This is a genomic window from Mycobacterium sp. 852002-53434_SCH5985345, from assembly GCF_001667155.1.
Classification (GTDB): Bacteria; Actinomycetota; Actinomycetes; order Mycobacteriales; family Mycobacteriaceae; genus Mycobacterium.
Map to the genome: position 1 here is coordinate 37,048 of NZ_LZIE01000052.1, position 19,227 is coordinate 56,274.

At 66.6% G+C, this 19,227-nt stretch carries 21 protein-coding genes; 15 read left to right on the top strand and 6 right to left on the bottom strand.

What is annotated here, in order from left to right:
- Window positions 1-8 precede the first annotated feature (8 nt).
- Window positions 9-2,096 (bottom strand): prolyl oligopeptidase family protein, encoded by a 2,088-nt coding sequence (locus A5756_RS11285; protein ID WP_066952181.1) that lies wholly within the window; start codon window positions 2,094-2,096, stop codon window positions 9-11.
- A 67-nt stretch (window positions 2,097-2,163) separates the two neighbouring features.
- On the opposite strand from A5756_RS11285, the gene A5756_RS11290 reads away from it, so the two are divergent.
- From A5756_RS11290 to A5756_RS11315, 6 genes are read left to right on the top strand one after another with little or no spacing between them, the layout of a single operon-like run.
- On the top strand, window positions 2,164-3,687 hold the full coding sequence (locus A5756_RS11290) for an aldehyde dehydrogenase family protein (RefSeq protein ID WP_066952145.1): 1,524 nt from the start codon (window positions 2,164-2,166) through the stop codon (window positions 3,685-3,687).
- Window positions 3,688-4,170, top strand: a complete 483-nt coding sequence (locus A5756_RS11295; RefSeq protein WP_066952147.1) for a DUF779 domain-containing protein — start codon at window positions 3,688-3,690, stop codon at window positions 4,168-4,170.
- Between the two features lie 19 nt (window positions 4,171-4,189).
- On the top strand, window positions 4,190-4,468 hold the full coding sequence (locus tag A5756_RS11300) for a putative holin (protein WP_156659441.1): 279 nt from the start codon (window positions 4,190-4,192) through the stop codon (window positions 4,466-4,468).
- The gene (locus A5756_RS11305) at window positions 4,461-5,030 is read left to right on the top strand and encodes a hypothetical protein (protein WP_066952149.1); all 570 of its coding nucleotides are present in this window, start codon (window positions 4,461-4,463) and stop codon (window positions 5,028-5,030) included. The genes A5756_RS11300 and A5756_RS11305 overlap by 8 nt, the downstream gene beginning before the upstream one ends.
- A 33-nt stretch (window positions 5,031-5,063) precedes the next feature.
- Complete coding sequence (gene lpdA, locus A5756_RS11310; RefSeq protein ID WP_066952151.1) at window positions 5,064-6,458, top strand: dihydrolipoyl dehydrogenase; 1,395 nt, start codon at window positions 5,064-5,066, stop codon at window positions 6,456-6,458.
- Window positions 6,459-6,462: 4 nt separating this feature from the next.
- Window positions 6,463-6,735, top strand: a complete 273-nt coding sequence (locus tag A5756_RS11315; RefSeq protein ID WP_066952153.1) for a hypothetical protein — start codon at window positions 6,463-6,465, stop codon at window positions 6,733-6,735.
- Window positions 6,736-6,746: 11 nt separating this feature from the next.
- Here the strand turns inward: A5756_RS11315 and A5756_RS11320 are convergent, their stop codons facing one another.
- Complete coding sequence (locus A5756_RS11320; RefSeq protein ID WP_066952155.1) at window positions 6,747-7,307, bottom strand: carboxymuconolactone decarboxylase family protein; 561 nt, start codon at window positions 7,305-7,307, stop codon at window positions 6,747-6,749.
- Window positions 7,304-8,728, bottom strand: a complete 1,425-nt coding sequence (gene ramB, locus A5756_RS11325; RefSeq protein ID WP_066952157.1) for an acetate metabolism transcriptional regulator RamB — start codon at window positions 8,726-8,728, stop codon at window positions 7,304-7,306. Before ramB ends, A5756_RS11320 begins: the two co-directional genes overlap by 4 nt.
- Before the next feature lie 161 nt (window positions 8,729-8,889).
- On the opposite strand from ramB, the gene A5756_RS11330 reads away from it, so the two are divergent.
- The 3 genes from A5756_RS11330 to A5756_RS11340 all read left to right on the top strand — a co-directional run bounded on the left by A5756_RS11330 (window position 8,890) and on the right by A5756_RS11340 (window position 12,328).
- Window positions 8,890-9,684, top strand: coding sequence for an acyl-[acyl-carrier-protein] thioesterase (locus A5756_RS11330; RefSeq protein ID WP_066952159.1), 795 nt, complete (start codon window positions 8,890-8,892; stop codon window positions 9,682-9,684).
- Window positions 9,685-9,953: 269 nt separating this feature from the next.
- Entirely contained in the window at window positions 9,954-11,240 is a 1,287-nt protein-coding gene (gene aceA / locus A5756_RS11335; protein WP_066952161.1) for an isocitrate lyase, read from the top strand.
- A gap of 224 nt (window positions 11,241-11,464) precedes the next feature.
- Window positions 11,465-12,328, top strand: coding sequence for a 3-hydroxybutyryl-CoA dehydrogenase (locus A5756_RS11340; protein WP_066952185.1), 864 nt, complete (start codon window positions 11,465-11,467; stop codon window positions 12,326-12,328).
- A gap of 19 nt (window positions 12,329-12,347) precedes the next feature.
- Here A5756_RS11340 and pcaA read toward each other — a convergent pair whose 3' ends face one another.
- Together pcaA and A5756_RS11350 are read right to left on the bottom strand one after the other, a co-directional pair.
- On the bottom strand, window positions 12,348-13,217 hold the full coding sequence (gene pcaA, locus A5756_RS11345; RefSeq protein ID WP_066952163.1) for a cyclopropane mycolic acid synthase PcaA: 870 nt from the start codon (window positions 13,215-13,217) through the stop codon (window positions 12,348-12,350).
- A 193-nt stretch (window positions 13,218-13,410) separates the two neighbouring features.
- A complete protein-coding gene (locus A5756_RS11350; protein WP_369817324.1) occupies window positions 13,411-14,118 on the bottom strand; it encodes a TetR/AcrR family transcriptional regulator in 708 nt (235 codons plus the stop codon).
- 146 nt (window positions 14,119-14,264) lie between these two features.
- Between A5756_RS11350 and A5756_RS11355 the strand changes: the two genes are divergently transcribed.
- The 6 genes from A5756_RS11355 to deoC all read left to right on the top strand — a co-directional run bounded on the left by A5756_RS11355 (window position 14,265) and on the right by deoC (window position 18,413).
- A complete protein-coding gene (locus A5756_RS11355) occupies window positions 14,265-15,647 on the top strand; it encodes a DUF445 domain-containing protein (protein ID WP_156659443.1) in 1,383 nt (460 codons plus the stop codon).
- Between the two features lie 83 nt (window positions 15,648-15,730).
- Window positions 15,731-16,159 carry a helix-turn-helix domain-containing protein gene (locus A5756_RS11360; protein ID WP_066952169.1) on the top strand — a complete coding sequence of 143 codons (429 nt, stop codon included), beginning with the start codon at window positions 15,731-15,733 and terminating at the stop codon, window positions 16,157-16,159.
- A 188-nt stretch (window positions 16,160-16,347) separates the two neighbouring features.
- Window positions 16,348-16,953 carry a heparin-binding hemagglutinin HbhA gene (gene hbhA / locus A5756_RS11365; RefSeq protein ID WP_066952171.1) on the top strand — a complete coding sequence of 202 codons (606 nt, stop codon included), beginning with the start codon at window positions 16,348-16,350 and terminating at the stop codon, window positions 16,951-16,953.
- Window positions 16,954-17,030: 77 nt separating this feature from the next.
- Window positions 17,031-17,318, top strand: coding sequence for a DUF2516 family protein (locus A5756_RS11370; protein ID WP_040621261.1), 288 nt, complete (start codon window positions 17,031-17,033; stop codon window positions 17,316-17,318).
- A gap of 4 nt (window positions 17,319-17,322) precedes the next feature.
- On the top strand, window positions 17,323-17,736 hold the full coding sequence (locus tag A5756_RS11375) for a DUF2599 domain-containing protein (RefSeq protein WP_066952173.1): 414 nt from the start codon (window positions 17,323-17,325) through the stop codon (window positions 17,734-17,736).
- The gene (deoC, locus tag A5756_RS11380; protein ID WP_156659445.1) at window positions 17,736-18,413 is read left to right on the top strand and encodes a deoxyribose-phosphate aldolase; all 678 of its coding nucleotides are present in this window, start codon (window positions 17,736-17,738) and stop codon (window positions 18,411-18,413) included. The genes A5756_RS11375 and deoC overlap by 1 nt, the downstream gene beginning before the upstream one ends.
- 7 nt (window positions 18,414-18,420) lie before the next feature.
- Here deoC and A5756_RS11385 read toward each other — a convergent pair.
- Window positions 18,421-19,227: DUF2993 domain-containing protein (locus A5756_RS11385; RefSeq protein WP_066952177.1), on the bottom strand; the 807-nt coding region annotated here is incomplete at its 5' end.

Consider the following 19,227-nt stretch of genomic DNA (forward strand, 5'->3'; position numbering starts at 1 on the left):
CGACGATCTTATGGCCTGGTCAGCATCCGCCACAGGAACGAGTAGGTCAGCGCCGATTTGAACGCGACTTGTTGGTTGTCGGCCGCCCCGGCGTGGCCGCCCTCGATGTTCTCGTAGTAGTAGACGCGATGACCCGCCGCCTCCAGCGCGGCCGTCATCTTGCGGGCGTGGCCCGGATGCACCCGATCGTCGCGGGTGGACGTGGTCATCAGCACCGGCGGGTAGTGACGCGTAGCCGAGATGTTCTGGTAGGGCGAGTATTCGGAGATGAACGCCCAGTCGTCCGGGTTGTCGGGGTCGCCATATTCGGCCATCCACGAGGCGCCCGCGAGCAGCAGGTGGTAGCGCTTCATGTCCAGCAACGGCACGCTACAGACCAGCGCGCCGAATCGCTCCGGGTACTGGGTCAGCATGATGCCCATCAGCAGACCACCATTGCTGCCGCCCTGCGCGCCGAGCTGGTCGACGCCTGCGATGCCGCGATTCACCAAATCGGTTGCCACCGCGGCGAAGTCCTCCGCCACCTTGTGCCGGTTCTCGCGCATGGCCTGGGTGTGCCAGCCGGGCCCGTACTCACCGCCGCCGCGGATGTTGGCCAGCACGTAGGTGCCGCCGCGGGCCAGCCACAGCCGGCCGAGCACGCCGCTGTAGGCGGGGGTATTCGCGGATTCGAAGCCGCCGTAGCCGTACAGCATGGTCGGCCCCGGCCCCCGCGCATCGGCGGGCCGCACCACGAAGTACGGGATCGGCGTCCCGTCCTGCGAGTTCACGAAATGCTGTGCCACCGTGAGGTTCCCGGCGTCGAAGAAGGCGGGCGCCGACTTGATCTGCTCGAGTGGGCCGGCGCCGGTGCCGCGCATGAGCCGCGAGGGCGTGACGAATCCGCTGGAGTCGAGGAAGAACTCGTCGCCGGTGTCGTCGGCGGCGACGACGACGGTGTTGGTCGCGTCGGGGATGCCGGCGACCGGCTCGCGCCGCCAGATACTCGGTGACGATCGCAAGCGCGGCGAAGCCGGGCGCAGGGGGTCGTCACGCGAGGGCGGCGTGACGATCTCCACCCGGCTGGCCACGTCGGCGAGGGTGACCATCAACAGGCGGTCGCGCGTCCAGGCGTAGTGGTTCAGCGCGGTGTGCTCGTCCGGCTCGAACACCACGCTCAATTCGGCCGTGCCCGATAAGAATTCGTCATAGTTGGCCGCCAGCAGGGAGCCGGCGGGATAGCTCTGAGCGCCGTAGAACCAATCGGTGCGCAGTTCGATCAGCAGCCACTCCCGGTGTATCGACAGGCTCGCGTCGGTGGGCGCGTCGATCCGGATCAGCTCGGGGCCGCGCAGTTCGTAGACCTCTTCGTTCCAGAAGTCGAGGGCCCGCCCCAGCAGGGTGCGCTCGAAGCCTGGGGTGCGGTCCACCGAGGCGGACACGCGGACGTCGCTGCGCGCGCCTTCGAACACGATTTCCGCGTCGGCCAGCGGGGTGCCCCGCCGCCACCGCTTGATCACCCGCGGGTAGCCCGAATCGGTGAGCGAGTCGGCGCCGAAGTCCGTTCCCACCAGGACGGTATCGGGATCCACCCACGCCAGTTGCGACTTGGCCTCCGGCAGCGCGAATCCGTCACGGACGAATTCGCATGTGGCCATGTCGAATTCACGCACGATGGAGGCGTCCGAGCCGCCCCTGGACAGCGCGACCAGGGCGCGCGTGTACTCCGGTTCGATGACGCCGGCGCCGGCCCACACCCACTTCTCGTCGTCGGTGCGGCCCAACTCGTCGACATCGATCAGCACGTCCCAGGCGGGGGCATCGGTCCGATAGCTTTCCAGCGTGGTGCGCCGCCACAGCCCGCGCGGGTTGTCGGCGTCGCGCCAGAAGTTGTAGAGGTACTCGCCGCGGCGGACCACGTACGGGATGCGGGCGTCGGTGTCGAGCACCTCGAGCGCCTCGGTGCGCATTCGCTCGAACTCCGCGTCGCGGAAGGTCGCCAGCGTCGGTTCGTTGCGTGCCCGCACCCAATCCAGCGCCTCCTCGCCGGTGACGTCTTCGAGCCACAGGTAGGGGTCACGGTCGTCGTCGGGGGCCGCAGGGGCTTGCGATGTCATGACCGCCATTGTGGCCTCCGGCGGTAGTGTGAGGTGTATTACACAGGTGAGCGAGGAGTGAGAGCAGATGACTGTTTTCGCACGTCCAGGTTCCGCTGGGGCGTTGATGTCGTATGAAGCCCGCTACGACAACTTCATCGGGGGCGAATGGGTCCGGCCCGCGCAGGGCCGCTATTTCGAGAACCCGACACCGGTGACCGGCCAGCCGTTCTGCGAGGTGGCCCGGTCCGACGAGGCCGATGTCGAGAAGGCGCTCGACGCGGCCCACGGGGCGGCAGGGGGGTGGGGCAAGACCCCACCGGCCGAACGGGCGGCGATCCTGAACAAGGTCGCCGACCGGATCGAGGAGAACAAGGCCGCGCTGGCGGTGGCCGAAGTGTGGGACAACGGCAAACCGATCCGCGAGGCGCTGGGCGCCGACATCACGCTGGCGGTCGACCATTTCCGCTACTTCGCCGGGGCGATCCGCGCGCAGGAGGGTTCACTGTCCCAGATCGACGAGGACACCGTCGCCTACCACTTCCACGAGCCGCTCGGCGTGGTCGGGCAGATCATTCCATGGAACTTCCCGATCCTGATGGCCACCTGGAAGCTGGCCCCCGCGCTGGCGGCCGGCAACGCGGTGGTGCTCAAACCCGCCGAGCAGACGCCGGTTTCGGTGCTCTACCTGATGTCGCTGATCGGTGACCTGTTGCCCGCGGGTGTGGTCAACGTCGTAAACGGGTTCGGCGCCGAGGCGGGCAAGCCGCTGGCGTCGAGCAACCGGATCGCCAAGATCGCGTTCACCGGGGAGACCACCACCGGACGGCTGATCATGCAGTACGCGTCGCAGAACCTGATCCCGGTCACCCTCGAGCTCGGCGGCAAGAGCCCCAACATCTTCTTCTCCGACGTGATGGCCAAGGGCGACGACTTCCAGGACAAGGCGCTCGAGGGCTTCACCATGTTCGCCCTCAACCAGGGCGAAGTGTGCACCTGCCCGTCGCGCAGCCTGGTCCAGTCCGACATCTACGACGAGTTCCTGGAGCTGGCCGCCATCCGGACCAAGGCGGTGCGGCAGGGTGATCCGCTGGACACCGAGACGATGCTGGGTTCGCAGGCATCCAACGACCAGCTGGAAAAGGTGTTGTCCTACATCGAGATCGGCAAGGACGAGGGCGCCAAGGTCATCACCGGCGGGGAGCGCGCCGAGCTTGGCGGCGACCTGTCCGGCGGTTACTACATGCAGCCGACGATTTTCGCCGGCAACAACAAGATGCGGATCTTCCAGGAGGAGATCTTCGGCCCGGTGGTGGCGGTGACGTCGTTCTCCGACTACGACGACGCGATCTCGATCGCCAACGACACCCTCTACGGTCTGGGTGCGGGGGTGTGGAGCCGCGACGGCAACACCGCCTACCGGGCCGGGCGGGACATCCAGGCCGGTCGGGTGTGGGTCAACTGCTACCACGTGTATCCCGCCCACGCCGCGTTCGGCGGCTACAAGCAATCGGGCATCGGCCGGGAGAACCACAAGATGATGCTCGACCACTACCAGCAGACCAAGAACCTGATGGTGTCCTACTCCGATAAGGCGCAGGGCTTCTTCTAGATGGCATCGGGTCCCGTAACAGGGGTGGTCATCACCGCGGACGCCGCCGAATTGTTGGAGCGACTGCAGGACCGGCACGGCCCGGTGATGTTCCACCAGTCCGGCGGCTGCTGCGACGGGTCGTCGCCGATGTGCTACCCCCTCGGTGATTTCCTCGTCGGCGACCGCGACGTGTTGCTCGGGGTGCTCGACGTCGGAACGGACGGGGTGCCGGTGTGGATCTCCGGCCCGCAGTATCAGACCTGGAAGCACACCCAGCTCGTCATCGACGTGGTCCCGGGCCGGGGCGGCGGGTTCAGCCTGGAGGCGCCCGAAGGGGTGCGGTTCCTGTCCCGCGGCCGCGTCTTCACCGACGACGAACAGGCCGGGCTGCGGGACGCCCGGGTCATCACCGGCGCCGACTACGAACGTGGCGAACGCCCTTGCGCGCGCGGTCAGGTGGTGACTGACGCGGCATTCCGAACGTGCCCTCCGGGTCGGTGACACCAGTAATGTCGAAATCGTGATCCCCCTCCCGCGTCCGCGGTTGTTGGCCGGCGCCATGCTGATCGGCGCCGCCGTCGGGCTGTTGGCGGGGGTGGGACTCGCCGGGACCGTCCATCCGAGCTACCGCCCGGTCTTCGCCGTCGCGCTGGTGGTCGGGATTCCGAGCGTCGCCGGGCTGCTGACAATCCTCTTCTCCGGACGTCGGTGGGTGACGATGCTCGGCGCGTTCATCCTGGCGCTGGCGCCCGGCTGGTTCGGTGTGCTCGTCGCCCTCCAGGTGACCGCCCATGGCTGACGACGACACCCCGTCGAGCCCGGGCACCCAGGCGTGGAAGCCCGACTTCTCCGATTCCGACGAGGACACCGGCACCCAATCGTGGGTGCCGGACTTCTCGGACGACTCCGAGGACGCCGGCGAGCAGCCCGCCGCCGCGAAGGACGAACCGGAAAGGGCCGAGCCGGCCGCGTCCGAACAGGGCGCCGACGCCGAATCCGCTGTCGCGCCGGTGCAACCCGTCACCGTTCCCGGGCGCTACCTCTACCTGAAGTGGTGGAAGCTGCTGCTGACGATCCTCGGGGTGTGGTGTGTGGCGGCCGTCGTCGGGTTCGGCCTGTTCTATTGGTGGTATCACTCGACCGACCAGACCGCAGCGCTCTTCGCGGTCCTGGTGTACGTGGTGGCGTGCGCCGTCGGTGGCGTGCTGCTCGCGATGGTCGAGGGCAGGCCGCTGGTCTCGGCGCTCTCGCTGGCGGTGATGTCGGGGCCGTTCGCCTCCCTGGCCGCCGCGGCGCCCCTGCACGGCTATTACCACTGCGCGCGGGTGGGCCACTGCCTCCTCGGCCTCATTCCGTATTAACGCCCCGCCCGGACGGCCACTAGGGTAGGGGCCGTGACCCATTTTGACGTCGTCGTCCTCGGGGCCGGTCCCGGCGGATATGTCGCAGCCATTCGCGCCGCACAGCTCGGCCTGAACACCGCAGTCGTCGAGCCGAAATACTGGGGCGGAGTCTGCCTCAACGTCGGCTGCATCCCGTCCAAGGCGTTGCTGCGCAACGCCGAGTTGGTCCACATCTTCACCAAAGAGGCCAAGGCTTTCGGGATGAACGGCGAGGCGACGTTCGACTACGGCGCCGCCTTCGATCGCAGCCGCAAGGTGGCCGAGGGTCGGGTCGCGGGCGTGCACTTCTTGATGAAGAAGAACAAGATCACCGAGATCAATGGGTACGGCCGATTCACCGACGCCAACACGTTGTCGGTGGACCTCAACGACGGCGGGACCGAGACCCTTACGTTCGACAACGCCATCATCGCCACCGGCAGCAGCACCCGGCTGGTGCCCGGAACGTCGCTGTCGGCCAACGTGGTGACCTACGAGGAACAGATCCTCTCCCGCGAGCTGCCCGAGTCGATCGTCATCGCCGGTGCCGGCGCGATCGGCATGGAGTTCGGCTACGTCATGAAGAACTACGGCGTGGACGTGACCATCGTGGAGTTCCTGCCGCGCGCGCTGCCCAACGAGGACGCCGACGTCTCCAAGGAGATCGAGAAGCAATTCAAGAAGCTGGGCATCAAGATCCTCACCGGGACCAAGGTCGAGTCCATCTCCGACAACGGTGCCGAGGTGACCGTCGTGGTCAGCAAGGGCGGTAATTCTGAGGAACTCAAGGCCGCAAAAGTGTTGCAGGCCATCGGTTTTGCGCCCAACGTCGAGGGCTATGGCCTGGAGAAGGCCGGCGTCGCGCTGACCGACCGCAAGGCCATCGGTATCAACGAATACATGATCACCAGCGTGCCGCACATCTACGCCATCGGTGACGTCACCGGGAAATTGATGCTGGCCCACGTCGCCGAGGCGATGGGTGTGGTTGCGGCCGAAACCATCGCCGGCGCAGAGACTTTGGCGCTGGGCGACTACCGGATGCTGCCGCGGGCCACGTTCTGCCAGCCCCAGGTGGCCAGCTTCGGGCTGACCGAGCAGCAGGCACGCGACGAAGGCCACGACGTCGTGGTGGCGAAGTTCCCGTTCACCGCCAACGGCAAGGCGCATGGCCTGGGCGACCCCAGCGGCTTCGTCAAGCTGGTCGCCGACGCGAAGCATCTCGAGCTGCTCGGCGGGCACCTGATCGGCCACGACGTGTCCGAGCTGCTGCCCGAGCTGACGCTGGCGCAGAAGTGGGACCTGACCGCCAACGAGCTGGCGCGCAACGTGCACACGCATCCGACCATGTCGGAGGCGCTGCAGGAGTGCTTCCACGGCCTGGTCGGCCACATGATCAACTTCTGACCACATGCGCAGCGACATCGTTCTGGGGGCCATCGGCGGCCTCGCCGCGGGCTACGTCCTGTGGTTGGCGGCCTTTTCGATCGCCGACGACAACGCGGCGGTGGGGCAGTGGGCCCCGACGGTGTTGCTGCTGTCGCTCGCGCTGGCGGTCTGCGCCACGATGTGGGCGTCATTGCTGCGCCGGCGCAGGAAATACGCCTGGTCGGGATTCGGGTTCGGGCTCTCCGTGCCGCCGCTGCTGCTGACGCTTGCCGTGCTCGCCAGCGTCTACCTCTGACGGGCGCGGGTCTAGCGGGGGTTGTCCAGCGGAATGTCCAGGGCCGCCATCGTCGCGGCCAGGCCGTCGTATTGGCTTGCCAGCAAGCAGAATTCGATCAGCTGACGCCGGTCCAGGTGCTCCGCGAGCTGCTGCCACGTGGCGTCGGTGATGGTGCGGTCCTTGACGAACTCGTCGGTGGCCGTCAGCAGCGCCTGCTGGCGCACGGTCAGGCGCGCCTCGACGCGGTCCTGCCGTTCGGGCCACGCGAAGATGGCGGCCTGCAGGTCGGCGTCGAGCCCCTGCTTGGCGGCCATCCGGCGATGGTGCTGCAGTTCGTATTCGCAACCGCGCACATGCGCGACCCGCAGGATCACCAGCTCGGTGTCGATCGCCGGCAGCCGGCCCCGCAGCACGCGGCCGCTGTAAATGCTCCACGCCAGGAAGAGCAGGCGGTGCTGACCCAGCGTGGTGAACAGATGCATCTCGGGCGCCCGGACCGTGCGCGCGGCCAGCTTCGCGAGAACCCAGTTGACCGGGCCCAGTTCGCGGAACCGCCCCGACGGGATGCGGCCGTTCGCAGCGCCGGTCACGGTTGCTTCACCAGATACGGGGAGACCGTGCTGCGGTGCTCGTCGAGATCCAGGGCGCGCCCCAAGGCCGGGAACGCCCGCTGCGGGCAGTTGTCGCGTTCGCAGACCCGGCAACCCGCGCCGATCGGTGTGGCCACTGTTCCTGAATCCCCCGAGACGTCGAGTCCTTCCGAGTAGACGAGCCGGTGCGCATGGCGCAGCTCGCAGCCCAGCCCGATCGCGAAGGTTTTACCCGGCTGACCATACCGGGCGGCCCGTCGCTCCACGGTCCGGGCCACCCACATGTAGTTGCGGCCGTCGGGCATCTGGGCGATCTGGACCAGGATCTTGCCCGGGTTGGCGAACGTTTCGTACACGTTCCACAGCGGACAGGTGCCACCGCTGGACGAGAAGTGGAACCCGGTGGCGGACTGGCGTTTTGACATGTTGCCGGCACGGTCGACGCGGACGAACGAGAACGGCACGCCGCGCATCGATGGCCGTTGCAGCGTCGAAAGCCGGTGCGCGATGGTCTCGTAGCTCACCGAGTAGAAGGAGGACAACCGCTCGACGTCGTAGCGGAAGTTCTCCGAGACGTCGTGGAATTGGCGGTAGGGCAGCACCGCGGCCGCGGCGAAGTAGTTGGCCAGCCCCAGTCGCGCCAGCGTGTGCGACTCGTCGCTGGTGAACTTGCCCTCCTCCACCAGGTGATCGATGAGGTCGCCGTACTCGAGGTAGGCCAATTCGGCGGCCATCTTGAACACCTGCTGACCGAGCGAGAGGTGGTTGCTGATCTCGAGCGTCTTGGTCCCGGGGTCGTACCGGTGCAACACGGTGTCACCAAGATCGATCCGCCTGTTGATGTGCACGCCGTGCACCTCGGTCAGCCGGCGGTTCAGCTCGCGGGCCAGGTCGCCGTGGTGCATCCGCATCTGGATCGTGAGATCTTCGGCGGCGGTGTCCAGCTCGTGCAGATAGTTCTGGCGTTGGTAGAAGTAGTCGCGCACCTCCTCGTGCGGCATGGTGATCGAGCCGCTGCCGCTGCCGTCGGAGAACCGCTCCTCGGTCGCGGCGGCCAGTTGCGCCGTGGTGATCCGGTAGCGCCGGTGCAGGTTGACCACCGCGCGGGCCAGGGTGGGGTGGGCGCTGACCATCTCTGCCACCTCGGTCGGGTCGACGTCGATGTCCAGGTCGCGGTCCATGGTCACCTCGCGCAGCTCGGCGACCAGCCGGGTGTCGTCCTGCGAGGCGAAGAACGTCGCATCCACGCCGAACACCTCGGTGATCCGCAGCAGCACCGCCACCGTGAGGGGACGCACGTCGTGCTCGATCTGGTTCAGGTAGCTCGGGGAGATCTCCAGCATCTGGGCTAGGGCGGCTTGGGAGAAGCCGCGCTCGTGGCGCAGTTGGCGGACCCGGGAGCCGACGAAGGTCTTGGACACTTCCCCCAGGGTACCGGGGTTGCGAAGCGGAGGTTGGCAGAGTTCGCAGCGGCGCGGATCGCGTCGCAATTGGTTTTTGGCCGGGGGCGTTGGCATGATTCGCAACGGAGGCCCCAGGGTTGGCCTGGGGTGCCCACGAGGAGGAAACGGGGAGCACAGCCGTGAGCCTGGACAAAGAACTGATGCCGGTTCCCGACGGCCACCCCGATGTGTTCGATCGCGAATGGCCGCTGCGGGTGGCCGACATCGACCGCACGGGCCGGCTGCGGCTGGACGCAGCGTGCCGGCACATCCAGGACATCGGCCAGGACCAGCTGCGCGAGATGGGTTTCGAGGAGACGCACCCGCTGTGGATCGTTCGCCGCACGATGCTCGACCTGATCCGTCCGATCGAATTCCAGGACATGCTGCGCTGTCGCAGGTGGTGTTCGGGCACCTCGAACCGGTGGTGTGAGATGCGGGTCCGCGTCGACGGGCGCAAGGGCGGACTGATCGAGTCCGAGGCCTTCTGGATCAACATCAACCGGGAAACCCAGATGCCGTCGCGCATCTCCGACGACTTCCTCGCGGGCTTGCACAAGACCACCTCCGTCGACCGCCTGCGGTGGAAGGGTTACCTGAAGCCGGGCAGCCGCGACGACGCGCAGGAGATCCACGAGTTTCCCGTCCGCGTCACCGACATCGACCTGTTCGACCACATGAACAACTCCGTGTACTGGAGCGTCGTCGAGGACTATTTGGCATCGCACCTGGCATTGATGGCGCGGCCGCTACGCATCACGATCGAGCACGAGGCGCCGGTGGCGCTGGGCGACAAGCTGGAGATCATCTCGCACATCCATCCGGCCGGTTCGACCGAGCAGTTCGGTCCCGGGCTGGTCGACCGCCCTGTTACAACGCTCACATATGTGGTCGGCGACGAGACGAAAGCGGTCGCCGCGCTCTTCAACCGCTAAACCGGACAAGCGTCCCGCTAAATTACCGCTGACCAGCGGATATTGGGTTACTGACCGGTAGTTTCTGAAACGGTTAAGTTCCCGTTCATCTTCGCAAGATTTGCTAATCGGGGCGGAGTCGTTGCCGAAATTGGCAAATGAAACGGGTGGACCTGCGCCAATGGCTGTGCCATCTTCGAATTAGCACACCAGCGAAGTTGAGCCGCTAGCTGCCGCCGGTGAAGCGTTTCATCCACCCAGTAGTGAAGATTCGTTAAGGAGCATGCCCAATGTCTGTCGTTGGCACCCCCAAGAGCCCGGAACAGATCCAGAAGGACTGGGACACCAACCCGCGTTGGAAGGGTGTCACCCGCACCTACAGCGCCGAGGACGTCGTCGCCCTGCAGGGCACCGTGGTCGAGGAGCACACGCTGGCTCGCCGCGGCGCCGAGGTGCTGTGGGAGCAGCTGCACGACCTGGAATGGATCAACGCGCTCGGCGCCCTGACCGGCAACATGGCCGTTCAGCAGGTCCGCGCCGGCCTGAAGGCGATCTACCTGTCGGGTTGGCAGGTCGCCGGTGACGCCAACCTGTCCGGCCACACCTACCCCGACCAGAGCCTGTACCCGGCCAACTCCGTGCCGCAGGTGGTGCGTCGCATCAACAACGCGCTGCTGCGCGCCGACGAGATCGCCCGGGTCGAGGGCGACACCTCGGTGGAGAACTGGCTGGCCCCGATCGTGGCCGACGGTGAGGCCGGCTTCGGCGGTGCGCTGAACGTCTATGAGCTGCAGAAGGCGATGATCGCGGCGGGCGTCGCGGGCTCGCACTGGGAGGACCAGCTCGCGTCGGAGAAGAAGTGCGGTCACCTCGGCGGCAAGGTGCTCATCCCGACCCAGCAGCACATCCGGACGCTGACCTCGGCCCGCCTGGCGGCCGACGTCTGCGACGTGCCGACCGTCGTCATCGCCCGGACGGATGCCGAGGCGGCGACCCTGATCACCTCCGACGTCGACGAGCGTGACCAGCCGTTCATCACCGGTGAGCGGACCAAGGAAGGCTTCTACCGGGTGCGCAACGGCCTGGAGCCCTGCATCGCCCGGGCCAAGGCCTACGCGCCGTTCGCCGACCTGATCTGGATGGAGACCGGCACACCGGACCTCGACCTGGCCGCCAAGTTCGCCGAGGGCGTCAAGGCTGAGTTCCCCGACCAGATGCTGGCCTACAACTGCTCGCCGTCGTTCAACTGGCGCAAGCACCTGGATGACGCCACCATCGCGAAGTTCCAAAAGGAGCTTGCCGCAATGGGATTCAAGTTCCAGTTCATCACGCTGGCCGGCTTCCACGCGCTGAACTACTCGATGTTCGATCTGGCCTACGGCTACGCCCGCAACCAGATGACCGCGTACGTGGAGCTGCAGGAGCGAGAGTTCGCCGCCGAGGAGCGCGGTTACACCGCGACCAAGCACCAGCGCGAGGTCGGTGCCGGTTACTTCGACCGCATCGCCACCACGGTTGACCCCACCTCGTCGACCACCGCGCTGACCGGCTCCACCGAAGAGGGTCAGTTTCACTGAGGACGAGCGGGCCTCGGCCCGCGAGGACGAAGTGAAACCGATGGCTTGAGGCACTGAGGACGAGCGGGCCTCGGCCCGCGAGGAGAGCAGAGCGGATCAGCACGGCTGCGATCCAGATTGTGCGAATCTGCCCCTGTTCACCGTGAAGTAGCATTGGCCCCGCCCAGCGATCCTGGGCGGGGCCTATTGCGGTGCAAGACGATACGAAACCGAAAGAGACGACAGTGAGCGACGCAGCGATTCAACGGGTAGGGGTTGTCGGGGCCGGCCAGATGGGATCCGGCATTGCCGAAGTCTCGGTCCGCGCCGGTGTCGACGTGACGGTGTTCGAAACCACCGAGGCACTGGTCACCGCCGGACGCAACCGCATCGTCAAGTCGCTGGAGCGCGGCGTAAGCGCGGGCAAGGTCACCGAGCGCGAGCGTGACCGCGCGCTGAGCAAGCTCACCTTCACCACCGATCTGAAGGACCTCGCCGACCGCCAGCTGGTCATCGAGGCGATCGTCGAGGACGAGGCCGTCAAGGCGGACATCTTCGCCGAACTCGACCGCGCCATCAGCGATCCCGACGCGGTGCTGGCATCCAACACGTCCAGCATCCCGATCATGAAGATCGCCGCCGCGACCAAGAACCCGCAGCGAGTGCTGGGCCTGCACTTTTTCAACCCCGTGCCGGTGCTGCCGCTGGTCGAGTTGGTCAGCACGTTGGTCACCGACGAAGCCGCCGCCGCGCGCACCGAGGAGTTCGCGAGCGCGGTCCTGGGCAAGCAGGTGGTGCGCTGCTCCGACCGGTCCGGCTTTGTCGTGAACGCGCTGTTGGTTCCCTACCTGTTGTCGGCAATTCGCATGGTGGAGGCCGGATTTGCCACCATCGAGGACGTCGACAAAGCGGTTGTCGCCGGGCTGTCGCACCCGATGGGCCCGCTGCGGCTGTCCGACCTGGTTGGCCTGGACACCCTGAAACTGATCGCGGACAAGATGTTCGAGGAATTCAAGGAACCGCAGTACGGCCCACCGCCGCTGTTGCTGCGCATGGTGGAGGCGGGCCGGCTCGGCAAGAAGACCGGCCAGGGCTTCTACACGTACTGACGGCTGAGCCGACTCTGGGCTACTTCTTCTTCTCCAGGGTGAACTGGTCGACGTCGGTGTAGCCCTGGCGGAACAGCTTCGCGCAGCCGGTCAGGTACTTCATGTACCGGTCGTAGACCTCTTTGGACTGGATGGTGACGGCCTCCTCGCGATTGGCCGCCAGCGCGGCCGCCCACGTCTCCAGCGTCCTCGCGTAATGCAGCTGCAGCGAGTGCACCCGGGTCAGTTCGAAGCCCGCGGTGACCGCGTACTCGCCGACGGTCTGCGGTGTCGGCAGCCAGCCCCCCGGGAAGATCTCGGTCAGGATGAACTGCGAGAAGTGAACGATCTCGTGGGTCAAAGTCATGCCACGCGCCCGCGCGTCCTTGAAGGACGGGCGAACGATGGTGTGCAGCAACATCGCTCCATCGGAGGGCAGCGCCTGATACGCCATCTTGAAGAAGCGGCCGTAGCGCTGGCGGCCGAAGTGTTCGAAGGCGCCGATGGAGACGATGCGGTCGACGGGCTCGTGAAACTTCTCCCACCCCTCCAGCAGGACCCGCCGGGTGCGGGGGGTGTCTAGCTCGTCGAACATGGCTTGCACGTGCTTGGCCTGATTCTCCGACAACGTCAGGCCCACGACGTTGACGTCGTACTTCTCGATCGCCCGCCGCATGGTGGCGCCCCAGCCGCAGCCGATGTCCAGCAACGTCATCCCCGGCTCGAGATTCAGCTTGCCCAGCGCCAGGTCGATCTTGGCGAGCTGCGCCTCTTCCAGCGTCATGTCGTCACGCTCGAAGTAGGCGCAGCTGTACGTCTGGGTAGGGTCCAGGAACAGCCGGAAGAAGTCATCGGACAGGTCGTAGTGGGCTTGCACGTTTCCAAAATGCGGCGTGAGCTGCACGGACATGTCGAGAAGAGCCTTTCATTATGCGGAACCAGGGGCGGCTGACCAGCACGACGCACCCTCGCGTCACCCCCCATGCATCCCTGCATGTTAGTCGCTGCGGCTATGCGAGTCGTCCGGCCGAGCGAGTCATAAGCGTCACACGAGACGCCTGGAAAAGACAAAAGACGGTCGGCCGCTCCGGTCCGGAAGGCGCCTAGAGCGGGGCCTCATCCTCACGCCCGCGGGGCGGCACGATGGGGGAAGGATGGGGCTCTTCGCGGAACTTCTCCAGCGATCCGCCCACCTCGACGATGCCCTTCAGCGCGTTCCAGCTCAGCATCGTCAGGTAGTCGATCAACTCGTCGCGACTCATCCGCGGATCCGACATCCACGAGTGAGTGGCCAGCTGCACGCCACCGACGATCAGGTAGGCCCACGGTTCCGCGCCGCGGGTGTCCATCCCCGCCTGTTGCATGCGGCGGCGCATCAGCACCGCCAGCATGCGGGCGATGATCCGCTCGGAGTCGGCGATCACCTTGCTCTTGCTGGCCGAGCTGTTGGACATCACGAAGCGATACGGCTCGGGTTCGTTCGCGACGGTTTCGACGTACACCCGGATGACCTCCCGGGTCAGGTCGAAGCCGTCGAGATTGGATGTCAGCGCCGACGCCATATTTGGAATCAGGGTGGTTTGGGTGAACCGCATCATGACGGCGGTCGTCAGGTCGTTCTTGTCGACGAAGTAGCGATACAACACCGTCTTGGAGACGCCGATCTCCGCGGCAATCTCGTCCATGCTCAATGTGCCGCCGCGCCGCCGGATCGCGTCGATCGTCCCGTCTACCAACTCGTTGCGCCGCTCCACCTTGTGTTGATGCCAGCGCCGCTTGCGACCGTCCGTCTTGGCCGTCACAGCCAACATTTGCTCTGTCACTGTCGCCTATTTCCCATTCATCTAGACGACCTCGATACTACGGTGTGCGCGCCTGTTCCGGACTGTGGCCGCGCCCCGCTGCGCCTCCCCGAACAGTGCCGTCACACCAATCGGCCGCGACGATGAATGATGGAGTGGTGGTACACAGAGCCTCGCCTCGAGGCGCAGCGCCGGGCCCCCGAGCCGCGGGGCCGGACTCGACGACGCCGTTGACCGGAACCGGGCGACCGCACGCGTCGTTGGCCGAATCGTTCGCGGGTGCCGATCCGCAGGCCGATGCGGAGCGCCGGGTGGCGCTGCGCCGGATGAAGGCGGTGGCGCTGGGCTTCCTGATCGGCGCCACCGGCCTGTTCCTCGCCTGCCGGTGGGCCCAGGCCCACGCCCACCTGGGTGCCTGGGTCGGCTACGTCGGCGCCGCCGCGGAGGCCGGGATGGTGGGCGCGCTGGCCGACTGGTTCGCGGTGACGGCGCTGTTCAGGCATCCGCTCGGTATCCCCATCCCGCACACCGCGATCATCAAGCGCAAGAAGGATCAGCTCGGCGAGGGGCTGGGAACCTTCGTGCGGGAGAACTTCTTGTCGCCGCCGGTGGTGGAGACCAAGCTGCGGGACGCCGAGGTGCCCGGACGGCTCGGCAAGTGGCTGTCGGAGGCCGCGCACGCCGAGCGCGTGGCCAGCGAGACCGCCACGGTGCTGCGGGTGCTGGTGGAGCTACTGCGCGACGACGACGTCCAGCAGGTGATCGACCGGATGATCGTGCGCCGCATCGCCGAACCGCAGTGGGGGCCGCCGGTCGGGCGGGTGTTGGCGACGCTGCTGGCCGAGAATCGGCAGGAGGCGCTGATCCAGTTGTTGGCCGATCGGGCCTTCCAATGGTCGCTGAACGCCGGCGAGGTGATCCAGCGGGTGGTCGAGCGTGACTCGCCGACGTGGTCGCCACGCTTCATCGACCACCTGGTCGGGGACCGCATCCACCGCGAGCTGATGGACTTCACCGACAAGGTGCGCCGCAATCCCGACCACGAGCTGCGCCGGTCGGCGACCCGCTTTCTGTTCGAATTCGCCGACGACCTGCAAAACGACGCAGACACCATCGCGCGCGCAGATGCGATCAAGGAGCAGCTGATGGCGCGCGACGAGATCGCCAACGCCGCCGCCACCGCCTGGAAGACGCTGAAGCGCCTGGTGCTCGAGGGCGTGGACGACCCCTCCAGCACGCTGCGCACCCGCATCACCGACACCGTCGTACGCATCGGGGAATCGCTGCGCGACGACGCCGACCTGCGCGACAAGGTGGACAACTGGATCGTGCGGGCGGCCCAGCACCTGGTTTCGCAGTACGGCGTGGAGATCACCGCCATCATCACCGACACCATCGAGCGCTGGGACGCCGAGGAGGCCAGCCGCCGCATCGAGCTGCACGTGGGTCGTGATCTGCAGTTCATACGGATCAACGGAACCGTGGTCGGTTCCTTGGCCGGTCTGGTGATCTACGCCGTCGCCCAACTACTTTTCTAGTAGTGCTAACAAGTGCTTGCAAATGCAAGCACTTGTAGTAATCTGGTGGCCGTCCCCATCGATCAGCCGACCAGGAGCACGCCATGGCACCCGAGGAGAAGCTCTCCGCCAAGGTGTCCAACGCCGCCTCCGACATGGCCTCGGACATCGGTAGCTTCATCCGCACCCAGCGCGAACTCGCGCAGGTCTCCGTGCGCCAACTCGCCGAGAAATCCGGGGTCAGCAATCCGTATCTGAGCCAGGTGGAGCGTGGGTTGCGTAAGCCGTCCGCCGACGTGCTCAATCAAATCGCAAAGGCGCTGCGAGTTTCCGCCGAGGTCCTTTATGTGCGGGCCGGGATCCTCGAGCCCAGCGACAAAAGTCAAGTGCGCGACGCCATCATCACCGATACCGCGATTACCGAGCGCCAGAAGCAGGTTCTGCTCGACGTCTACGCATCGTTCACCCAACAAAACGAATCAATCGAATCAACCGACGAGGAGTGTTCCACCGAACCCAACGGCGACGAGTGATCAATGGCCCTTCCGGCCGTCGGGACTTCCGCGTCACGCTAGCGGGTGGTGATGTATCAACCACGGACCGCACGGGTTACCCAGGAGCGTGAATCCGGTGGTCGCCAGCGGAGAAGGAGACGCTCGCCTTAGCTTTCACAACCAATACCCAAGAACGCCAATAACGGAAAACCATGAAAGGAATAACCATGGCGGACAATTCGAACATCGAAGATTTGCGGGCACCCCTGCTCGCGGCCCTGGGCGCGGCCGACCTGGCCCTGGCCACTGTCAATGACTTGATCGCGAGCCTGCGTGAGCGCGCCGAGGAGACCCGCGCCGACACCCGCACCCGGGTCGAGGAGAGCCGCGCCCGGTTGACCCGGCTGCAGGAGGACCTGCCCGAGCAGCTGGACGAGCTGCGCGAGCGGTTCACCAGCGAGGAACTGCGCAAGGCTGCCGAGGGCTACCTGGACGCGGCGACCAACCGCTACAACGAGCTGGTCGAGCGGGGCGAGGCCGCCCTGCAGCGCCTGCGCAGCCAGACGGGCCTGGACGACGCCTCCGCGCGCGCCGAGGGCTACGTGGACCAGGCCGTCGAGCTGACCCAGGAGGCGCTCGGCACCGTCGCATCGCAGACCCGCGCGGTCGGCGAGCGCGCGGCCAAGCTGGTCGGCATCGAGCTGCCCAAGAAGTCCGACGAGACTGCCAAGAAGGCTCAGAAGGCTGTCGCCAAGAAGGCGCCCGCCAAGAAGGCCCCGGCCAAGAAGGCTCCCGCCAAGAAGGCGTCCGCCAAGAAGGTCACCCAGAAGTAAGTCAAGACGTCGACTCGGAATTGTCTTCGGGCAACTCCGAGTCGACGTTTGGGACGGCGCCCGCATACGCTTAATGCGTGAGCCACCTCGTGGGTACCGTCATGTTGGTCTTGCAGATCGCCGTCTTGGTAACGGCGGTATACGCGTTCGTCCATGCCGCACTGCAGCGGCCCGACGCTTACACCGCCGCCGACAAGCTGACCAAGCCGGTGTGGCTGGTGATCCTCGGTCTGGCTGTCGCCCTGACATCCATCCTGAGTTTTGTTTTCGGGGTACTCGGGATGGCGATCGCCGCATGTGCGGCGGGCGTGTATCTGGTCGACGTGCGGCCGAAACTTCTTGAAATTCAAGGTAAGTCGCGCTAGCGGCATGAACGCCCTGCTGACGGGGCCCGCCGCGGTGCTGGTCGCGCTGTGGGGCCCAGCGGGCGGCGCCGCAGCGGACCCGGCCACGATGTCCCCGCCGTTCATCGACCACACCGAGTGGGCGCAGTGGCACGGCCTGAGCAGTCTGCGGGTTTTCCCGACACCATCGGGGCGGCTGGCCGCCAGGCAGTCCGGAAACGCGGCCCTCGCCGACGAGGCGTGGGCCGAGGTGCTGGCGCTGTCGCCGGACGCCGACACCGCCGGGATGCGTGCGCAGTTCATCTGTCATTGGCAGTTCGCCGAACTGGCCGAGCCCGGCAAGAAGAGCTGGAACCTGGAGCCGTGGCGCCCGGTCGTCGACGACACCGACATGGTCACGTCCGGATGCAATCCGGGCGGACCCGAGGAAAGGTTCTAGTGCCGAGCAAACCCACCCGGTCTCAGCTGGCGGCCATGGTCGACCACACCCTGCTCAAGCCCGAGGCCACCGAGGCGGACGTGGCCGCCCTGGTCGCGGAGGCCGCCGAATTGGGCGTCTTAGCCGTGTGCGTCTCGCCGTCGATGGTTCCGGCCGCGGTGCGAGCCGACGGGGGCGTCGCGGTGGCGAGCGTGGCGGGTTTCCCGTCGGGCAAGCACATTTCGGCGGTCAAGGCCCACGAGGCCGAACAGGCCGTGGCGTCCGGCGCCACCGAGGTCGACATGGTCATCGACATCGGCGCCGCGCTGGCCGGAGATATCGAGGCGGTGCGGGCCGATATCGCGGCCGTGCGCGCCGCCGTCCCCGGCGCCGTGCTCAAGGTGATCGTGGAGTCGGCGGTGCTGTTGTCGGGCCCGGACGAGCGCCTGCTCGTGGAGGTATGTCGCGCGGCCGAGGACGCCGGCGCCGACTTCGTCAAGACCTCGACCGGGTTTCACCCCGCCGGCGGCGCCTCGGTGCGCGCGGTCGCCCTGATGAGCCAGACCGTCGGCGGCAGGCTGGGCGTCAAGGCCAGCGGCGGCATCCGCGACGCCACCGCCGCGCTGGCGATGCTGGACGCCGGTGCCACCCGGCTCGGCCTGTCCGGCACGCGGGCGGTGCTCGACGGACTCCACTGAGCCGGCGTCAGAGGTTGGCGAAGCAGGGGTCGTTGTTGTTGCCGGTGGGGATGCTCGCGTTCCGCGTCGAGAAATGGCTCGTCACGCCGCTGGAGGTGACCTGAACGCTGTCCGCGTGAATGCCCAGCGGGTAGTTCTTGGTGAACTGCGAGGTGAAGTCGTCCAGGGTCGACTGCACCGACTCCTTCGGCATCGTGAAGCCGAGCGCGTTGAAGCTGACGATCTGCAGCTGCAGGCCGGTGCCCGACACCACCGGCTTGGTGGTCAGGTTGTCCAACATGCCCTTCAGCTCGATCGTGCCGTCGTTGGGGTGCGTGGTCACCGTGTTGGTGACGAACGGGCCCAGCACCGGAATCGCGTTCTGGACGGATTCCTTGATGCCGTCGGACGTCCAGGTGACGGTCGCGTCGAGCGACCCGATGGTGCCCTTGGAGTCCTGCGTGTCCCTGAGTTGGACGTCGCGGATGTTGATGTCGATCTTCATGCCCTTGGCGTCTCGCACCTGGTTGCCCGCGGTCGACACCGAGATGTTGGTGTAGTGCTTGGTGAGCTGCTGCCACAGCATCAGCGGCGCCACCCCGAACGACGCGGTGGCCTGGTCCTTGACCTCGCACGCCACCGCCTCGGCGACCTTGCTGTTGGCGACGTGACGGACGTACAGCTCCCCCCCGACCAGCGCGGCGATCACCAGGCAAACAACGATGATGCAGACCAGCACCACGGAGAGCGGGTCGCGCAGGAAGCGACGCTTCTTCTTCCCCGCGGCCGGTTCCTCGCCGGGCGTGGGCAGCTTCTCGGTCGCCCCAGCGGGCGG

Coding starts and splice junctions, on each gene's coding strand:
- A5756_RS11285 (WP_066952181.1), bottom strand. CDS start 2,096: ATGACATCGCAAGCCCCTGCGGCCCCCGACGACGACCGTGACCCCTAC.
- A5756_RS11350 (WP_369817324.1), bottom strand. CDS start 14,118: ATGTTGGCTGTGACGGCCAAGACGGACGGTCGCAAGCGGCGCTGGCAT.
- A5756_RS11295 (WP_066952147.1), top strand. CDS start 3,688: ATGGCATCGGGTCCCGTAACAGGGGTGGTCATCACCGCGGACGCCGCC.
- A5756_RS11375 (WP_066952173.1), top strand. CDS start 17,323: ATGAACGCCCTGCTGACGGGGCCCGCCGCGGTGCTGGTCGCGCTGTGG.
- aceA (WP_066952161.1), top strand. CDS start 9,954: ATGTCTGTCGTTGGCACCCCCAAGAGCCCGGAACAGATCCAGAAGGAC.
- A5756_RS11305 (WP_066952149.1), top strand. CDS start 4,461: ATGGCTGACGACGACACCCCGTCGAGCCCGGGCACCCAGGCGTGGAAG.
- A5756_RS11315 (WP_066952153.1), top strand. CDS start 6,463: ATGCGCAGCGACATCGTTCTGGGGGCCATCGGCGGCCTCGCCGCGGGC.
- pcaA (WP_066952163.1), bottom strand. CDS start 13,217: ATGTCCGTGCAGCTCACGCCGCATTTTGGAAACGTGCAAGCCCACTAC.
- A5756_RS11290 (WP_066952145.1), top strand. CDS start 2,164: ATGACTGTTTTCGCACGTCCAGGTTCCGCTGGGGCGTTGATGTCGTAT.
- hbhA (WP_066952171.1), top strand. CDS start 16,348: ATGGCGGACAATTCGAACATCGAAGATTTGCGGGCACCCCTGCTCGCG.
- A5756_RS11360 (WP_066952169.1), top strand. CDS start 15,731: ATGGCACCCGAGGAGAAGCTCTCCGCCAAGGTGTCCAACGCCGCCTCC.